Here is a 15284-nt window from a genome sequence, read left to right on the forward strand (position 1 = left end):
AAACTGCCGGCCTGTTTAAATTGCAGGTCCGGCAGTTTCTGTATCATAAAAAAACAATCCGGCACTTTGCTTTGGCATAAAACCAAAATTCATAGATAGGTGGGGAGTTGTTATGAAAAGAATGAATAAAATTATAGCTATGCTGCTGGCAGCCGCAACGATTCTTTCCCTTTCCGCTATGGCTTCCTTCTCTCCCGAAGAAGTGGTTGTTGACCGCGCTCTGGAGGAGGTCACCGGACTCTATACCAACGTTTATGCAATCACTGATGCGTCCGCATATCTGCTGGATCAGACCACAGATGAGTACGGAAATACTGTCTATATGGTCGAAACATCTTTTAAGAGAACATTGAAGGCAGCAAGCGCATTGGAGATTCCCGCTATCATTGGCATGGTGGAGGCAAAGAATCAGCTGGAGGACCCGGCCGAAATTCAGGCTGCCGAGGAATACATTGCAGCCCGAATTGCTGATATGGAGGAAAACTATATCGGCGTTGAACAGGACACAAACGTTACGCTCCGTGTGACCATTCCTGCTGCTATGCCTGCCTCAGCGTCCCTGGGCGATGTTATCACATATGAAACGATTGGGGTCGACTGTGGCATCGGCGAAGAGGAATATGGCCCTCTGGAGGGAATTGCTCCCAGGAGCGCCGCTGATCAGCAGGAAACCGGCTCCGCACTGGTAACGGAGGCTGTAAACAGCGCAAGTATGATGGCTGCCAGGGAGACAACCCGGAATTCTGCCATTTTGGACTACAACCGTATCGCCGCAAGAAATTACGCACGATGGTTTTCATGCGATGAAGGAATCAGCACTGACCACCCCTCCTGTCACAATGGAAGATATGAATTTTTTGACGGGAACGATTGCGCGAATTTTGTCTCCCAGTGTCTGGAAAACGGCGGCCTTATCCGTGACAGCCAGTGGTATCCTTACAGCTCCTACTGGAACACGACAGGAAATAATGGTGCGGGTCTCCGGCAGTATATCACGAAAAACGATCTGTTCTTTAGAACGACCAACGTTAACAAGGCATTTGCCGGCAGTATTATCAATCAGCTGAAATCTAATGGCAGCAATGCAGGGCATGTTGGACTAATCGACCAAAACGATTTCTCAACCGTGACTTTCTGCGCACATACCAACTGCCGGAGTTCCAGGCCAGTTTCTTTCATTGGGTATAAAGACTATTATGTTCCCTACTATGATTCCTATGGCGGCGTCTGGGTCAATCCGTAACTATTTTCGCATCTGGCATTACTAACAGGAGGGAACTCTATGAGGCGTTTTTCATTTTTGCTGCCGCTGGTGTTGGCTGCAACCCTGACAGGATGTGGTGGACTTGGGGAAATTCCGCAATCCGGCGGGGCCGGGGAGATGGACCTGCCTAACAACAGCGTTCAGATCCAGATCACCGGCGATCCGGTCCAGGAGGAGCCGGCGGAGACCGCGCCGATGGTACTTCCGGTAGACCCAGCCCTGTCGGAGATTCCAGAGACTGGGACGGCCACCTGGACGCTGGAGGACGGAGTCCTGACCATCAGCGGCAGCGGTGTGCTGCCGGAAGCTTCCTGGGAAAAGGAATACCATGACGAAACCGTGCAATCTATCACGAAAGTCTTGATTGGAAATGGAATCATTGATCTGCCCTATTCCGCTTTTGGGGATCATGATTCATTGGTTTCTGCGTCCATCGGAGACGGATTTACCTATGTTCCGTCAGAGACGTTTATCGGGTGCACCAGCTTGAAGCAGGTCAGCTTTGGTAAAAATGTAACCTTCATTGACGGCGGCGCCTTTGAGCGGTGCGGCCTGGAGGAAATTGCAATTCCGGATACCGTCTCTTTCATCAACATCGGCGCATTCGCCAACTGCACGGATTTGGAAAAAATCTTAATCCCTGCCAGCGTTACCAAGATTGGAGAAGACGCCTTTAAGAACTGCGAAAAACTGACAATTTTCGCGCCGAAAGGGAGTTATGCGGAAACATACGCCAGAGAAAACGGCATTCAGTTTTTACCTGTTGACTAATCGCATTTCAATTCACATCAGTGCCTGTCCTATTCTCAAAGAGGCCGGAAACCGGTATCATACGGTTTCCGGCCTCGCAATTCGATTATCATTTTGTATACAAAACTTAAAGGCCATGTATGAAATGAAACATGTTTTTTCTTTATAGCCTTGACATATTGTGGTAACTAAAGTATAATCTCGGATAAGAACATATGTTCTATTTTGATACAAGCAAGCGTTCTAATAGTCTAAATCGTGGATCGCATGAAACAATCGAGTATCGGCAGTCAGCTAGTCGCTTTGAGGAAAACATGGAGGTGTTGAGTGCCGTATTTATCTGTGAGGGAAATTGAGAGTATCGCCCGTCGTGTAATCACCGCATATAGGAAACTGCCTTCCCTGGCAGGCCGGCAAGTAAGCATGGTTCAACCAGAGCTGCTGGTAAGGGATCTGCTCGGCCTGTCCATCGAATATCATGTGCTCTCCGCCAATGGCAACATTTTGGGACTCACCTCCTGTGGTGAGGTCGGTGTCCACATCTATGACAATCCAGATCACCCAGAGTATTTCTTTCTGGATGGCAAAACGTTGCTGGTCGATAGCAGTCTGATTGCCGGTGGAGCCAACCAGGGGCGGTATCATTTTACGCTGACTCATGAAGGGTGCCACCAGATCTTCCAAATGCTGTTTCCAAAGGAGTACGCAGGCTATACCTCACGGCGGCAAATCCATTACTGCAAATCTTCACCCGCCGCAGATGGTGGCTACTGGGAGGAGTGGCGCACCAATATCCTAACATCGTTCGTTCTGATGCCGGCGGACATGGTGCGGAGCAATCTGGAGGCATTTGGGCTTTATGGAAGGCCGCTGATGTTGAACCGGGTATTTGCCCGTTCCGATTACGACCGTTTCGTTGAAATGGCTGATTACATGGGCGTATCAAAGACCGCCCTCTCCATACGCCTCAAGCGGCTCGGTCTTCTGCGTGCGGATTATCTTCGGAACCCCTATGCCCTTGCCGATATTTACCCGGAAGAAGGAGAACTCTAAAACGTGCAAAGGAGGACTATTATGCCAAAAATCAATGTAAAAGAGAAAAATCCCACCCGCTACGCCCTGGCCGCCGCGGAGCAGGAGGCATTAAAGAAAACTTATTCCAGCACCATACAGATTGCACGGCTGTGCCCTTTCTGCGACCATAAGATAGAAGTCCTGTGCCGTGGAACTCACAGCGGGACCTACACGAAATGCCCCAACTGCGGGGAGAGCGTCTTTTTCCCGCCGATTGCGTTCCGGTTGACTTAAAACGGGAATTTCCTGACAACTGCATAATGTCCAAACAAGATTTGTGCCCCGGAGCCGCTTGATGCGTTGACTTCCCATGTGCCGCTTGGTTTTTGACCTCTGTTCTGAATAGAGCAGGGTGATACCAGCGTGGCAAAGGAAGGTCAGCAAATCAAGCGGTTCTTTTTATGCTCATCCGACTCCTGAAAGGAATCGGATGAGCATTTTTTATTGGCAGCCCTGGGCGGCGCAATACCCGTGACCACCAATCTCAAAAATCTTCCCCCAAAAACTTTGAGATTGGAGATCACAGCAATGAAAATTACATACCTGATCAACCAGGTACAGCCTGACGGCAGCACACGCCTTTCCGACGTATCTTCCGCCGAATGGCGGTCCGCAATACGCGAGAACGATGGACTTCCCCCAGAGCGGCAGCGTTATTTCATCCGCGACTATATAGCTGATGAGAATGACATGGACTGCATGGTAATCGAGGTCTCCGCCAGCGAGTATAGCCAATGGGATAAAGAGCGTTCCGCGGCCAGACGAAACCGGGAGGCAGGGAAGAACTTTCATGTATCTTCCCTGGATGCACCGTTTTCCGGTATGGATCGTACCATGGCCCGCTTGGAGCAGCTCCCAGATCAAACGCAGCTTGAATCTAAGGTCTGTGATTCTGTGCTGATGGAGGAACTGAAAGAAGCCCTGGCGGCATGGAGACCCTGGGCGGCAGATCTGCTGGGGCTGTATCTGAACGGAGAAAAGAGAGCCTGTACGGAGGTCCTCTCCCGAAAATATGGGGTCTCCCCACAGGTGATCCGCAAATATAAGCGTCAATTTGAGGATTTTGTAAAAAAGTTTTTGGGAGGTGTTTCGCTTTGAGACTTGCCACGCCCAATTATATAGCGAGAGGACAAACTGTTTCCTCTCTCTGCACTTTGAAAAACACCGCGTCTCGCGGTCATATCCGGCGACTGGAATACGTTCCCTGACGGACCCGCCTGAAAACGGGAAAGCGATCAGTCGGATGCGCCAAGACCACCTGTGCGGACAAAGTCCGTATAAAAGACGGCCAAATAAGGTGCCCAGCGGTCCCCATCCAGACGAAAACAGCCGTGGCAAGCTGTTTCGCAACGACTCCGTCAGAACACAATGATACTCCCGCCCAGCCACAGACACAAGCAATGGGGGCGGCTCGGAGAGATCCTCGGAGGGGTGAGATACCCGTGATGCGCGCCAGCGCAGTTCCAGACCGCCGCCCAGGGCTCGGGAAGTAGTGTCGAATAGAGCCGGCAAATAGAAACAAGAAAAACTGTGGGGCCGCTCCCAAATGCAAATGACTAGCATGTCTTTGCGCTCAAAGCGGAGCGGCCCCATTGAGATCAGAGGGAAACATACTATGAACAAACATAGGACAAAACTGATCCAGCGCGGCGATATTTATATTGCCAATCTCTCGCCAGTCACCGGCTCAGAACAGGGCGGTATCCGGCCCGTTCTGATTATCCAGAACAACACCGGAAACCGGCACAGTCCCACATTGATCGCCGCCGCAATCACGGGACACTTCAAGGGCAAATATCAACCCACTCATGTGCGGCTGAAAGGCGCCGCCTGCGGTCTGTTCCAGGACTCCACTGTCCTGTTGGAACAGCTGCGGACACTGGACAGATCCCGCCTGAGTGCGTATATGGGCAATGTCGGCGCGGATAAAATGCAGGAAGTGAACGACGCGCTGGCCATCAGCGTAGGGCTTGAAAATACATAAACAGTAGGAGGAATCTTATATGCAGGCGAAAAATGTCAATATTGATTACTGCGGAATCCGGAATCTGCTCCGTCTGCTGGCAGGGCAGGGCTTCACTGAGACGGAGCTGGAGAAGATCGCCGCCAGGATCGCACGGGCCACAGGTGCGGACATCATTTTTTGTTGAGTTTCACCACTCTGTTTCAATAGCTTTTGAACGGACAGTGTGGTATTGTGTGTTGCTGACAGGAGGAGGTGTGAACCATGAGCAGAAGACAGCAGACCGACGGAACCCTTGCGCTGGAACAGAAGAAAGTCATTGTCATAGAGGCCGCTCAAAGGCCGGAGGCGCAGAAGCTCCGTGTTGCCGCCTACTGCCGGGTCAGCTCCGACTCCAGCGACCAAATGAACTCTTTCGCCGCCCAGCTGAACTACTACACCACGCTCATCAACAGCAAGGACAACTGGACTATGACGGACATCTACGCCGATGCGGGTATTTCCGGCACCTCCGCAGAGAAGCGCCCGGACTTTCAGCGGCTCCTTGGGGACTGCCGCAGAGGGCGTGTGGACAAGATCCTGGTCAAGTCCATCTCCCGCTTCGCGCGCAACGCCGTTGACTGCCTGAAGACGATCCGGGCGCTGAAAGCCATCGGCGTGGGCGTCTGCTTTGAGGAGCAGGGTATCGACACCTCGGAAATGACCGGCGAACTGCTCACCGCCATGTTCTCCGCCATCGCACAGAAGGAAAGCGAGAGCATCTCCGGCAATATGCGCTGGAGCTATCAACACCGCATGAAAAGCGGAAAATTCATCACCTGCAAGGCACCCTTCGGCTATCATCTGAAAAATGGGATGCTGGAAGTATATGAGCCGGAGGCAGAGATCGTCCGCATGATCTTCGACCAATACCTTGCCGGACAGAGCAAGGATGAGATCGCGGCTCATGTCACCACGCTTGGAATCCCTACGAGGGACGGAAAAGAATATTGGCAGCATTCCTCCATCTCCTATATTCTCCGAAATGAGAGATATGTTGGGGACGCGCTGCTCCAAAAACGGTACACCACAGATACGCTTCCGTATAAAAAGAAAATGAATCATGGAGAGCGGGAGCAATATTACATGCCTCAAAGTCACCCGCCGATCATTGACCGTGAAACCTTCAACGCCGTGAGGGAGCTGCTGGACAAACGGTCGTTCACAATGCCAAGACATGAGCGTGATCCGCTGGCTCTCAAAATCACCTGTGGAATCTGCGGCACACCGTTCAAACGAAAAGTCTGCAATCAAAAAACCTATTGGGTCTGCCGGAAGCACTATAAGGATAAAACCAATTGCCTCATGGAACAAATCGCAGAGGAGGAGATCCACACCGCATTCCTGCGGATCTACCACAAGCTCCGGCTCCATGGGGAGCCGATCCTCAAGCAGATGATCTCTGACCTCCAATCCATCCGGGAACGGCGGATGCTGTGGAGCATGGACATCATTGAATTGAACAAGAGAATATCCGATATCAACGATCAGGATCGAATGTTGGCCGACATGAACAAATGCGGCCTCGTCGATCCTGATATTTTTATATCCAGAAGCAATGATCTGGCCCATCAGCTCCGGGCCGCGAAGCTGGAGAAAGAACGCATCCTCGGAGCGGACCATGACGATACCATTCCCCGAACGCGGGAGCTGATGGAAACACTGGAAACCCTGCCGGAGTTCCTGCCGGCCTTCGACGGCGAGATCCTCACGGATCTGGTAGATGGAATTACAGCGGACTCTGGCAATATCCTGCGGTTCCGCCTGAAAAACGGGCTGGAGCTGACCGAGCGTGTAGAGAGGAGCGTGAGATGATGGCAAACCGGAAGCTGCCCTTCGGGTATGAAATGCGGCGGGGAATCATCTGCGTCAAAGCGGCAGAGGCTTCCATTGTCAGGGAGATTTACGCCGCATATATTCGCGGCATGTCGTACCGCCAGATCATGGACGGCCTGAACGCCCAAACAGTTCCTTACAGCGAGTCAAGCAGGTCCTGGAACAAAAACATGGTGGCGCGAATCCTCAGCAATGAACTCTACACAGGCAATGCGTCCTATCCGGCAATTCTGTCCGCTGAGGAATACCGACACGCAGTCAGCGCAAAACCTGCCACAGGGGTCCCGACTGATACGAGCGGGCAAGCAAAAGCAGTCCGGATGCTTTCCAGATGCGCTGTCTGCGGCGGTACATTGGCACTCAGTGCAAATAAGCATGGGTGGGCCCGATGGAACTGTCCCTCATGCGGCGGCATATCCGCTGACGCGGTTATGCCGGATACAATCAGCGCATTGACACACATTGTCTCAGCAATCAGGAGTGATCGCAATATGGTGCAGGCGCCGCCTCATCAGGAGAATCACGCTCAAAGTCTCCTGGACCAATCGGAAAAGGACTTTGATTCAGCAATTCACACGGAGGAGTTCAATGAATCAACCGCCAGGACAAAAGCAGTCTCGCTGGCAGCCGCCCGATTCAACACTCTTAGCTCCGATGACTACGAGACCATACGGATACAATACATATTGAGCACGACGGAGCAGAGCGGTGGATTGGATACCGTTCTGCTCCGTCAAATTACCTCCGCCATCCTGATCTTACCCAATGGGGAGGTCAGCTTGAAGCTCAAAAACGGACAAATCATAAAAGGGAGTGATCACACATGACAAAAACCATCCCCAGCACCAGACCACAGCTCCGCGTAGCCGCCTACTGTCGGATCGCTAACGGCGAGGACCAGGCATCCATTCTCGAAGCACAGAAGGCGCATTACACTGAACGGATCAGTGCCAATCCCGACTGGATCATGGCAGGCATCTTCGCAGATACCGGCGACTGCCGCTCTAAACGCCCGGAATTCCAGAAAATGCTTCGCAAGTGCAGGCAGGGAAAAATCGACCTCATACTCGTCAAAACCATCTCCCGGTTCGCCCGCAACGCCAGTGACTGCTTGAAGACTGTCCAGGAACTGCGGGAGCTGGGTGTTGCAGTGGTCTTCGAGAAAGAAGCTGTAAACACGTCAGACCCCGACTCCGGCTTGTACATCTCCATAATGGGCGCCATCGCCAGGGCAGAAAGTGAGTCCATATCACATGGCCCCTGCGGTATCTGTACCTGCCGCTTCCACCACGTGATCACAAGCAGCCCCAGAAAGGGGACATGGAAGAAAACAATCCGCTTTCCTGGGCGTCCGGAAAAAACGATTATTGTCAGGATGGAGTGATAGCATATGACAGAAACCATGCCCAGAGTCATCGTCATCCCACCCAAGCCGGAACTGGCCCGCTCCAGGACCGTCCAACGCCAGCTGCGCGTCGCAGCCTACTGCCGGGTATCCACGGATGACGAGGAGCAGCTTACCAGCTACGAGGCCCAGCAGACCTATTACACCGACAAGATCATGACCAATCCCCAGTGGACCATGGCGGGGATCTTCGCGGACGGGCCTGTTAAAATAGGACTAAATCAGAAACACCCCACAGCAAGGGGCGCACTGGTTTAGTCCTGTTTTTATTCTATGAACATAGAAGGAGGCCAAAATGAGCAAAAAAGCCAAAATCACGGCAATCTGCAACCAGAAAGGCGGAGTTGGAAAAACTGTAACAACGGTCAATTTGGGAATCGGGCTGGCACGGGAAGGCAAGAAGGTCCTCCTGGTGGACGTAGACCCCCAAGGTTCGCTTACCGCCAGCCTGGGCTATCAGCACCCGGACCAGCTTGAAGGGACCCTTGCCGATGTGCTGGGATTTATCATTACGGACAAGCCTGTACTTCCCGGAATGGGTATCATCCATCAGGCAGAGGGCGTAGATCTTCTTCCCGCCAACATTGAGTTGTCCGGTCTGGAGGTCACGCTGGTGAACACCATGAGCCGTGAGACAATTCTGCGCGAATTTCTGAACAGTGTCCGGGAACAGTACGATGTGATTCTGCTGGACTGCTGCCCGTCCCTGGGTATGCTTACCATCAATGCCTTAGCCGCTGCTGACGAAGTAGTCATTCCCATGCAGGCGCACTATCTCTCCATCAAGGGCCTCGAACAGCTTATCCACACCATATCAAATGTGAAGCGGAAAATCAACCCCCGTTTGGATATTGCGGGTATTCTCATAACCATGGCGGATATGCGGACCAACTACTCCCGCGAGATCGTGGAGCTGCTGAGAAACGCCTACGGCAGCGGTGTGCGGATATTTGACAGCATTATCCCTCTATCCATCCGAGCGGCAGAAACCAGTGCGGAGGGCCGGAGTATCTACCTCCATGACCCTGCCGGTAAAGTCTCCGCTGCGTATGCCGCGTTGACGCGGGAGGTTCTGGCATGAAAAGCAGCGCCAGCAAGATACAGTTGACCGGTTATGACGCTTTGTTTCAGACAAGTGGACCGGCAGAGGTCAACGATAATCTGGTGCAGGAGGTCCCTCTGTCAGAGCTGTTCCCTTTCAAAAATCATCCCTTCCAGGTACGGGATGATGAAGCGATGCAGAAAACAGTGGAGAGTATCGCACGAAGCGGCGTTCTCTCTCCCGGTATCGTCCGCCCCCGGCAAGAGGGCGGCTATGAGATCATAGCGGGCCACCGGCGCAAGCGGGGGAGTGAGCTGGCGGGTAAGGCCACCATGCCGGTACTCGTTCGGACACTGGATGATGACGAAGCGACTATTATCATGGTGGACAGCAACCTCCAGCGGGAGAAAATCCTGCCTAGCGAAAAAGCCTTTGCCTATAAAATGAAACTGGAAGCCTTGAAGCATCAGGGTCAACGGCGTGATCTCACTTTAGAACGCGGCGTTCCAAAGTTACCAGCGCGAGAAAGGATTGCACTGGAAGCAGGAGAAAGCTGTGGCTTGGCAATTACTCGGTACATAGCTTTGACGAAGCTGATCCCGCCCCTGTTGGTCTTGGTGGACGAAGATAAACTGTCGTTCAGCACAGCCGCCGACTATATTTCCGCTCTGACAGCGCAGGAACAGACGAACCTTGTATCGGTGATGGACAAGCTGAATCTGATTCCAAGCAAAGGCCAACTTGTAAAGATCAAGCAGCACAGCAAGGACGGCACCCTGACCCCCACCGTCATTGAAGCCCTTTTGAAAGCGGAACATCCCGCCGCTGTACAGGTAGTTTTAAAGCAAACGAGGCTGCGCCAATACTTTCCGCAGACCTACACCGCCCAGCAAATGGAGGAAGTGATCGTGTCTTTGTTGGAAACGTGGAAAATTCAACATTTATAGGAAAGGGGTCTTAACATGGCTGATTTACAAATGGTGCTTTCAGAGGCTGTCAAGCTGAACCAGCGCATTGCGCAGTTTCTCAAATTCTCTACCTACCCGGACTATGATGATTTGAGCGGCCTCGACATTGATTTTGCTGATGGCGAGCAGCTCCTTCTCCTGGAGGAATTGCGGCGTATCACGGACCGGCTGGCGGATGTGCAGGAGTACATTTCCTATCTGACCCAGCCCATCACCGAGGTCAGCACCCTACGGAAAGGGTCCGCTGGGAAATATCGGACCGCCAAAGGTCACTTCTACGACTGCCGAAGCACAGTTGAAGCCCTGGTGACGGACGAATACCACGATGTTCCCTACTGGACCCGGACCGTTGTGGAGCACAACGGAGAGGATTATTACCTCGTTGGGTACAAGGGCCTCCCCATGAACGGGCTGTGTGTCCGTGTGAGATCGGCAGCATAATCAATCAGACAAGCCCATCCGCAACTGACTAAAATTCAGTTGCGGGTGGGCTTTTTTGCGTTTACGGCCAAAATGACAAGCGGCAGAAGCATGAGCGCCCTGGTGACTATCAACAGTCACCAGGGCGCTTTTTTGTTTTTCCGCACATCACAAAGGAGGCAATCACTATGCCGTCAAATCTGAACCTGGACTACTATTACGGGACCGAAGCGGACCAGTACAGCTTTTACCGCATCCCCAAGACCCTGCTGACAGACCCCCGCTACAAGAGCGTTTCTATTGAGGCCAAGGTCCTCTACGGCCTGCTACTGGACCGTATGGGGCTGTCCATCAAAAACGGCTGGATGGACAGCGATGGGCGTGTCTACATCTACTTCACCCAGGAGGACGCTATGAACCTCATGGGCTGCGGCAAGGACAAGGCCACAAAGCTGTTCCGAGAGCTGGACAAGGACGGCATTGGCCTGATCGAGCGGAAGAAGCAGGGCCAGGGACGGCCCACGCGGATTTACGTCAAGAACTTCGTCCTGCCCCCGGAACCCGGCCAGCCCCAGAAGCCGGGACAGACCCCGCCGCCTCCGGCTCCCCAGACTGCGGAAAATCAGCGGTCAAGACCGCTGGACAGCGCCGCACTCTTGACTGCGGAAATTCCGCAGTCTGCACCGCTGGAAACACGCGGTCTTGACTGCGATTTTTCCGCTCCTAATAAGACTGAAAAGAAAAATACTGATCTGAACGATACTGACCCATCCATCCTTCCCCCTACCCCCGCGCCGTCCACCTCTCCCCCTTCTGGTCGGCCCAAGAGCCGGATGAGGATGGATGAGATGGACAGATACAGAGAGCTGATTCAGGAAAATATCGACTTTGACCTGCTCCTAACCGAGCATCCCTACGACGCGGACACGCTGGAGGGCTATGTGGAGCTTATGGTGGAGGTCTGCTGTTCCCGGCGGGACTTCATCCGTATCGCCGGAGAGGAAATGCCCACCGGCGTGGTCAAAAGCCGGTTCCTGAAGCTCACCCATGAGCATATCGCCTATGTTCTGGACAGCCTGAGCCAGAACACCACGCTGGTGAAGAACATCAAGGCGTACACCCTGGCGGCGCTCTACAACGCGCCCACGACCATCAGCCAGTATTACGCATCCCTGGTCAGCCACGATCTGGCCCAGGAAGCGGCTGGAATATAAACCGGACAGACGAAGGAGGATTTCTGTATGGCAAACAAAATCGACATTCTGGTGGTAGAACCCGGCGAGGCTCCCCGCCCCGCCCAGGTGGAGGACACGCTGGAAGCCTTTCAGCAGATTGTGGGCGGGCCTATCGAGGCCGGGTGCTACCTGCCCCAGCGGGTCATGCTGATTTGCAACAGCGAGGGCAAGCACATGAAGCTCATGCCCAACCGGGAGAATCCCATGGACAGCGGGGACTTCATCGCCGGGACCTTCCTGCTGTGCGGCTTTGAGGGGGAACGCTTCACCTCCCTGACCCCCGCCCAGCGGCAGGAATTTGAAGCCTATTTCGCCACGTCCGGCCCGGAGGGAGGGGATAAGGATTGACCCACCGCCACCTGCTCCGCCGCCTGCGGGTCCCGCCTTAGTACATAGCGGCTCAAACTGCAATCACACAAAATTCAGAAAGGAGACTGATCGTTATGAAAATACAGCGAATCGTCACGTTGCTGTGTACTGCCGCGCTGCTTCTGTGCGCGGCCTCGCCCCCCGCCCTGGCTGCGGACCGCTCCGCCGCCTGCTACTATCCGGTGGAAGTGGAATCCTACACCGCCGGGGACTTTGACCAGCCCCGCATCCGCAAGGTCTATCAGCTTTCCCGTTCAGACGATCCCGCCGGTATTCCCACAGAGGATTTTGAGGAATACGGCAGAACCTTCCACCTGATGGAAATGACCCGGAAGGATGAGATCGGCGTGGATACCCAGCCCCTGACCAAGACCGTCACCACGGACAGCGCCACCGGCGATCTGGGGGAGATTTTGAAGCAGCTTGCCCCGGAGATCGAGGCGGAGACGGAGGACGGCTATGCCGGAATGCTGAAGCTGGACTACAACAGCGTCCAGGCGGAGGTCAAGGGCTACAAGACCTCCACCCGGAACCTCTCCGCCAGCCGGACCTATCCCAACCTGTCCGACGCGGACCTGTCCCTGGTTCCCAAGACGGTGACAGAGGGCGGCAGGACGCTGACGCTGGCGGATGTGAAGTGGTCCGATTCCACGAATATGGAGGGTGAGGATGTGGTGGTGCGCTATACCGCCACCGCCAGCTATACCGGCTCCGTCACCAGCCGCTATGCCACCGGCTACACCGTCACAGCGGACTACACCGGCGAGGTTGCCAAAACCAACTGCGAGATCGTGACCTATACCGCCATCTTCGGCTGTACGGATGTGCCCTATCACGATACGAAAACCAACGCGCCCCAGGACAGCGGCCTGACCGGGGCGGATACGTCTCAGGAGATGCCCCCTGCGCCCCAGAGCGGCCCCGCACCCTCTACAATGCTCTCCGTACTCGGCTGTGCAGGCGGCATTGCCGCACTTTTGGCCGCTGGCGGGTGGAGCGTGATGAAAATGAGAGAAAGGAGATCAGACACTTGAAGCTGCGAACCTATTTGAAGGCCCTGCTTATTTCGTCTCTGCTGGTGACATTGTTCGTCTCCCCGGCCAGCGCCCTGGAGTACGACTTTGATGGAGCGGACGATTATCTGTTCGGCAAGCCCACCTCCCAGGAGGTCATTCACCGGGAGGAAGAAGATCAGAACACGAACCGGAGCAAGACCGCCGCCCGGATGCCGCCCGGTTTCGGAACGCCCACCAGCTACCTCCCCAACTCCGGCGAGTACCTGACCCCCAACCTTGCCCCCGGCGGCATGGACGGCGGGCTGGTCAACAGCTTGGGGAATGTGGACTACACCACCCTGCCCAGCGTGGACGGCTCCGCTCTGCCCAACCTCCCCGATCACAGCTTTTCCACCAGCACCTGGACGGGGAGCGGCGGCGTTGGCTATACGGATGTGACCCAGGACAGCTACTATACGGACGGAACCCTGGGCAGTCTGCATATTCCCGCTATTGGCCTTACCGCCAAGATCGTCCAGGGAACGGACAGCGCGGCGTTGACCAAGGGCGTGGGCCATTTCACCGACACTAGCATTTGGAATGGCAACGTCTGTCTGGCCGCTCACAACCGGGGCACCAACTCCTATTTCGGGAAAATCCATACGCTGAGCATCGGGGACAGCATCACCCTCACCACCAAGGAGGGGACCCGCACCTACTCTGTCACCAGCGTGGAGAAGGTCAGCGAGACGGACAACAGCGGCACCGCCTCCACCAGCGACAACCAGATCACCCTCTATACTTGTGTGAGGAATGAGCGGGAATACCGCTGGTGCGTGAAAGGCATCGAAAGTTAAGGAAAAACTTTCGCAAAACCGCTTGACAAATATTTCCATTTCTGCTATGATATACTTGGTTAGATGTTGCTAACTCCCGGATAGACAGAAATGGAGGCGTCAAAATGAAAAACAGGTATTTCACTTTCGTAATGGGTATGCTGGTTGGAGCGGTGCTGTTCGGCGGTGGGACCGCCTATGCCGCAGGGGTCATAGCGGAATTATCTGTCCAGCCCATCTACGTGGACGGCCAGCAGGTTCAGATGACCGCATACAGCATTGGCGGCAACAATTATGTGAAGCTGCGGGACATTGGACAGGCGGTGGGCTTCAACGTATACTGGCAGGACGGCGTTCAGATTGACAGCGACGCGCCATACACCGGCACAGCCCCGGCACAGACGGATTCCATTCGGGTGAGCAGCTACAAGGGGACCACCTTGAAAGCGGGGGAAGGGAGCGGCCTGATCGTTTCGGAACCGGGCTGTACCGCAGTCTCCAGCGACCCCGCCATTGTGCGTGTAGAAAATGTGCTGGGCTACTGGACGGCCAAGACGCAGGCTCCTGGTAAGGCCACCATCACCGTGACCGCCCCGGACGGGCGGACAGGGAGCGTGACAATTACCGTGGAAGCGGACGGTCCATCCTCTCCTGCCGGTGAAACCAGCTCCGCCCTGGCGGACAACATGGAGATTCGCCAGGAATTGATTCAGCTTATCAATCAGACCCGCAAGGCCAACGGCGTGGCGGAGCTGCCAGTCAACGAGGCCCTGATGGACGCCGCACAAGCCCTCTCGGATCAGCGGTATTCCTGGCACCACACCCAGGAGGAATGCGAAGCTGTGATTGACAGCGGCTATCCTTACGGTTTTGGCATAAACCTGACGGTATTCACTGGTGTTGCCGCAGAGGATGCAGCCCAACACGCCCACGAAAACTGGCTTAATTCTTCAGGACACTTTGAAACCATGATAAAGCCAGACTGTGACGGTATTGGCGTGGGTGTGACTGAAAGCGGCGGCGCAACCTACTGTTATATGATCGTTGGCAGACCGAACACCCACAATCCCTACGAATAACTGAATACG

The 15284-nt window shown here is 54.3% G+C and carries 19 protein-coding genes; all 19 read left to right on the plus strand.

Annotated features, from left to right (window positions below; translation table 11 throughout):
• Positions 1–112 precede the first annotated feature (112 nt).
• Complete coding sequence (locus C816_RS19870) at positions 113–1243, plus strand: amidase domain-containing protein (protein ID WP_016324209.1); 1131 nt, start codon at positions 113–115, stop codon at positions 1241–1243.
• 39 nt (positions 1244–1282) lie between these two features.
• The gene (locus C816_RS19875) at positions 1283–2035 is read left to right on the plus strand and encodes a leucine-rich repeat domain-containing protein (protein ID WP_016324210.1); all 753 of its coding nucleotides are present in this window, start codon (positions 1283–1285) and stop codon (positions 2033–2035) included.
• Positions 2036–2356: 321 nt separating this feature from the next.
• Complete coding sequence (locus tag C816_RS19880) at positions 2357–3067, plus strand: ImmA/IrrE family metallo-endopeptidase (protein WP_242832291.1); 711 nt, start codon at positions 2357–2359, stop codon at positions 3065–3067.
• A 21-nt stretch (positions 3068–3088) separates the two neighbouring features.
• Positions 3089–3322, plus strand: a complete 234-nt coding sequence (locus C816_RS19885; RefSeq protein ID WP_016324212.1) for a hypothetical protein — start codon at positions 3089–3091, stop codon at positions 3320–3322.
• Between the two features lie 210 nt (positions 3323–3532).
• On the plus strand, positions 3533–4186 hold the full coding sequence (locus C816_RS19890; protein ID WP_242832293.1) for a hypothetical protein: 654 nt from the start codon (positions 3533–3535) through the stop codon (positions 4184–4186).
• Positions 4187–4703: 517 nt separating this feature from the next.
• The gene (locus tag C816_RS19895; RefSeq protein ID WP_016324214.1) at positions 4704–5072 is read left to right on the plus strand and encodes a type II toxin-antitoxin system PemK/MazF family toxin; all 369 of its coding nucleotides are present in this window, start codon (positions 4704–4706) and stop codon (positions 5070–5072) included.
• 19 nt (positions 5073–5091) lie between these two features.
• Entirely contained in the window at positions 5092–5238 is a 147-nt protein-coding gene (locus C816_RS24385; RefSeq protein WP_016324215.1) for a hypothetical protein, read from the plus strand.
• Between the two features lie 77 nt (positions 5239–5315).
• Positions 5316–6905 carry a recombinase family protein gene (locus C816_RS19900; protein ID WP_016324216.1) on the plus strand — a complete coding sequence of 530 codons (1590 nt, stop codon included), beginning with the start codon at positions 5316–5318 and terminating at the stop codon, positions 6903–6905.
• The gene (locus C816_RS22135) at positions 6902–7753 is read left to right on the plus strand and encodes a recombinase family protein (RefSeq protein ID WP_016324217.1); all 852 of its coding nucleotides are present in this window, start codon (positions 6902–6904) and stop codon (positions 7751–7753) included. Before C816_RS19900 ends, C816_RS22135 begins: the two co-directional genes overlap by 4 nt.
• Positions 7750–8310, plus strand: coding sequence for a recombinase family protein (locus C816_RS19910; protein WP_016324218.1), 561 nt, complete (start codon positions 7750–7752; stop codon positions 8308–8310). The genes C816_RS22135 and C816_RS19910 overlap by 4 nt, the downstream gene beginning before the upstream one ends.
• Positions 8311–8316: 6 nt before the next feature.
• Complete coding sequence (locus C816_RS19915) at positions 8317–8589, plus strand: hypothetical protein (RefSeq protein WP_016324219.1); 273 nt, start codon at positions 8317–8319, stop codon at positions 8587–8589.
• 37 nt (positions 8590–8626) lie between these two features.
• On the plus strand, positions 8627–9412 hold the full coding sequence (locus C816_RS19920) for a ParA family protein (protein WP_016324220.1): 786 nt from the start codon (positions 8627–8629) through the stop codon (positions 9410–9412).
• Entirely contained in the window at positions 9409–10320 is a 912-nt protein-coding gene (locus C816_RS19925) for a ParB/RepB/Spo0J family partition protein (protein ID WP_016324221.1), read from the plus strand. The genes C816_RS19920 and C816_RS19925 overlap by 4 nt, the downstream gene beginning before the upstream one ends.
• 15 nt (positions 10321–10335) lie before the next feature.
• Entirely contained in the window at positions 10336–10782 is a 447-nt protein-coding gene (locus C816_RS19930) for a DUF5348 domain-containing protein (RefSeq protein WP_016324222.1), read from the plus strand.
• A 167-nt stretch (positions 10783–10949) separates the two neighbouring features.
• Complete coding sequence (locus C816_RS19935) at positions 10950–11975, plus strand: DUF6017 domain-containing protein (protein ID WP_016324223.1); 1026 nt, start codon at positions 10950–10952, stop codon at positions 11973–11975.
• A gap of 27 nt (positions 11976–12002) precedes the next feature.
• Positions 12003–12344, plus strand: a complete 342-nt coding sequence (locus C816_RS19940) for a DUF3846 domain-containing protein (RefSeq protein WP_016324224.1) — start codon at positions 12003–12005, stop codon at positions 12342–12344.
• Between the two features lie 95 nt (positions 12345–12439).
• Positions 12440–13399 carry a hypothetical protein gene (locus tag C816_RS19945; protein ID WP_016324225.1) on the plus strand — a complete coding sequence of 320 codons (960 nt, stop codon included), beginning with the start codon at positions 12440–12442 and terminating at the stop codon, positions 13397–13399.
• Positions 13396–14217, plus strand: coding sequence for a class D sortase (locus C816_RS19950; RefSeq protein WP_016324226.1), 822 nt, complete (start codon positions 13396–13398; stop codon positions 14215–14217). The genes C816_RS19945 and C816_RS19950 overlap by 4 nt, the downstream gene beginning before the upstream one ends.
• Positions 14218–14321: 104 nt before the next feature.
• Positions 14322–15275, plus strand: coding sequence for a CAP domain-containing protein (locus tag C816_RS19955; protein ID WP_016324227.1), 954 nt, complete (start codon positions 14322–14324; stop codon positions 15273–15275).
• The last annotated feature ends 9 nt before the right edge of the window (positions 15276–15284 follow it).

The sequence above is a fragment of the Oscillibacter sp. 1-3 genome (genome assembly GCF_000403435.2).
Classification (GTDB): Bacteria; Bacillota; Clostridia; order Oscillospirales; family Oscillospiraceae; genus Oscillibacter.

Coding starts and splice junctions, on each gene's coding strand:
- C816_RS19870 (WP_016324209.1), top strand. CDS start 113: ATGAAAAGAATGAATAAAATTATAGCTATGCTGCTGGCAGCCGCAACG.
- C816_RS19875 (WP_016324210.1), top strand. CDS start 1,283: ATGAGGCGTTTTTCATTTTTGCTGCCGCTGGTGTTGGCTGCAACCCTG.
- C816_RS19885 (WP_016324212.1), top strand. CDS start 3,089: ATGCCAAAAATCAATGTAAAAGAGAAAAATCCCACCCGCTACGCCCTG.
- C816_RS19895 (WP_016324214.1), top strand. CDS start 4,704: ATGAACAAACATAGGACAAAACTGATCCAGCGCGGCGATATTTATATT.
- C816_RS24385 (WP_016324215.1), top strand. CDS start 5,092: ATGCAGGCGAAAAATGTCAATATTGATTACTGCGGAATCCGGAATCTG.
- C816_RS19900 (WP_016324216.1), top strand. CDS start 5,316: ATGAGCAGAAGACAGCAGACCGACGGAACCCTTGCGCTGGAACAGAAG.
- C816_RS22135 (WP_016324217.1), top strand. CDS start 6,902: ATGATGGCAAACCGGAAGCTGCCCTTCGGGTATGAAATGCGGCGGGGA.
- C816_RS19910 (WP_016324218.1), top strand. CDS start 7,750: ATGACAAAAACCATCCCCAGCACCAGACCACAGCTCCGCGTAGCCGCC.
- C816_RS19915 (WP_016324219.1), top strand. CDS start 8,317: ATGACAGAAACCATGCCCAGAGTCATCGTCATCCCACCCAAGCCGGAA.
- C816_RS19920 (WP_016324220.1), top strand. CDS start 8,627: ATGAGCAAAAAAGCCAAAATCACGGCAATCTGCAACCAGAAAGGCGGA.
- C816_RS19925 (WP_016324221.1), top strand. CDS start 9,409: ATGAAAAGCAGCGCCAGCAAGATACAGTTGACCGGTTATGACGCTTTG.
- C816_RS19930 (WP_016324222.1), top strand. CDS start 10,336: ATGGCTGATTTACAAATGGTGCTTTCAGAGGCTGTCAAGCTGAACCAG.
- C816_RS19935 (WP_016324223.1), top strand. CDS start 10,950: ATGCCGTCAAATCTGAACCTGGACTACTATTACGGGACCGAAGCGGAC.
- C816_RS19940 (WP_016324224.1), top strand. CDS start 12,003: ATGGCAAACAAAATCGACATTCTGGTGGTAGAACCCGGCGAGGCTCCC.
- C816_RS19945 (WP_016324225.1), top strand. CDS start 12,440: ATGAAAATACAGCGAATCGTCACGTTGCTGTGTACTGCCGCGCTGCTT.
- C816_RS19955 (WP_016324227.1), top strand. CDS start 14,322: ATGAAAAACAGGTATTTCACTTTCGTAATGGGTATGCTGGTTGGAGCG.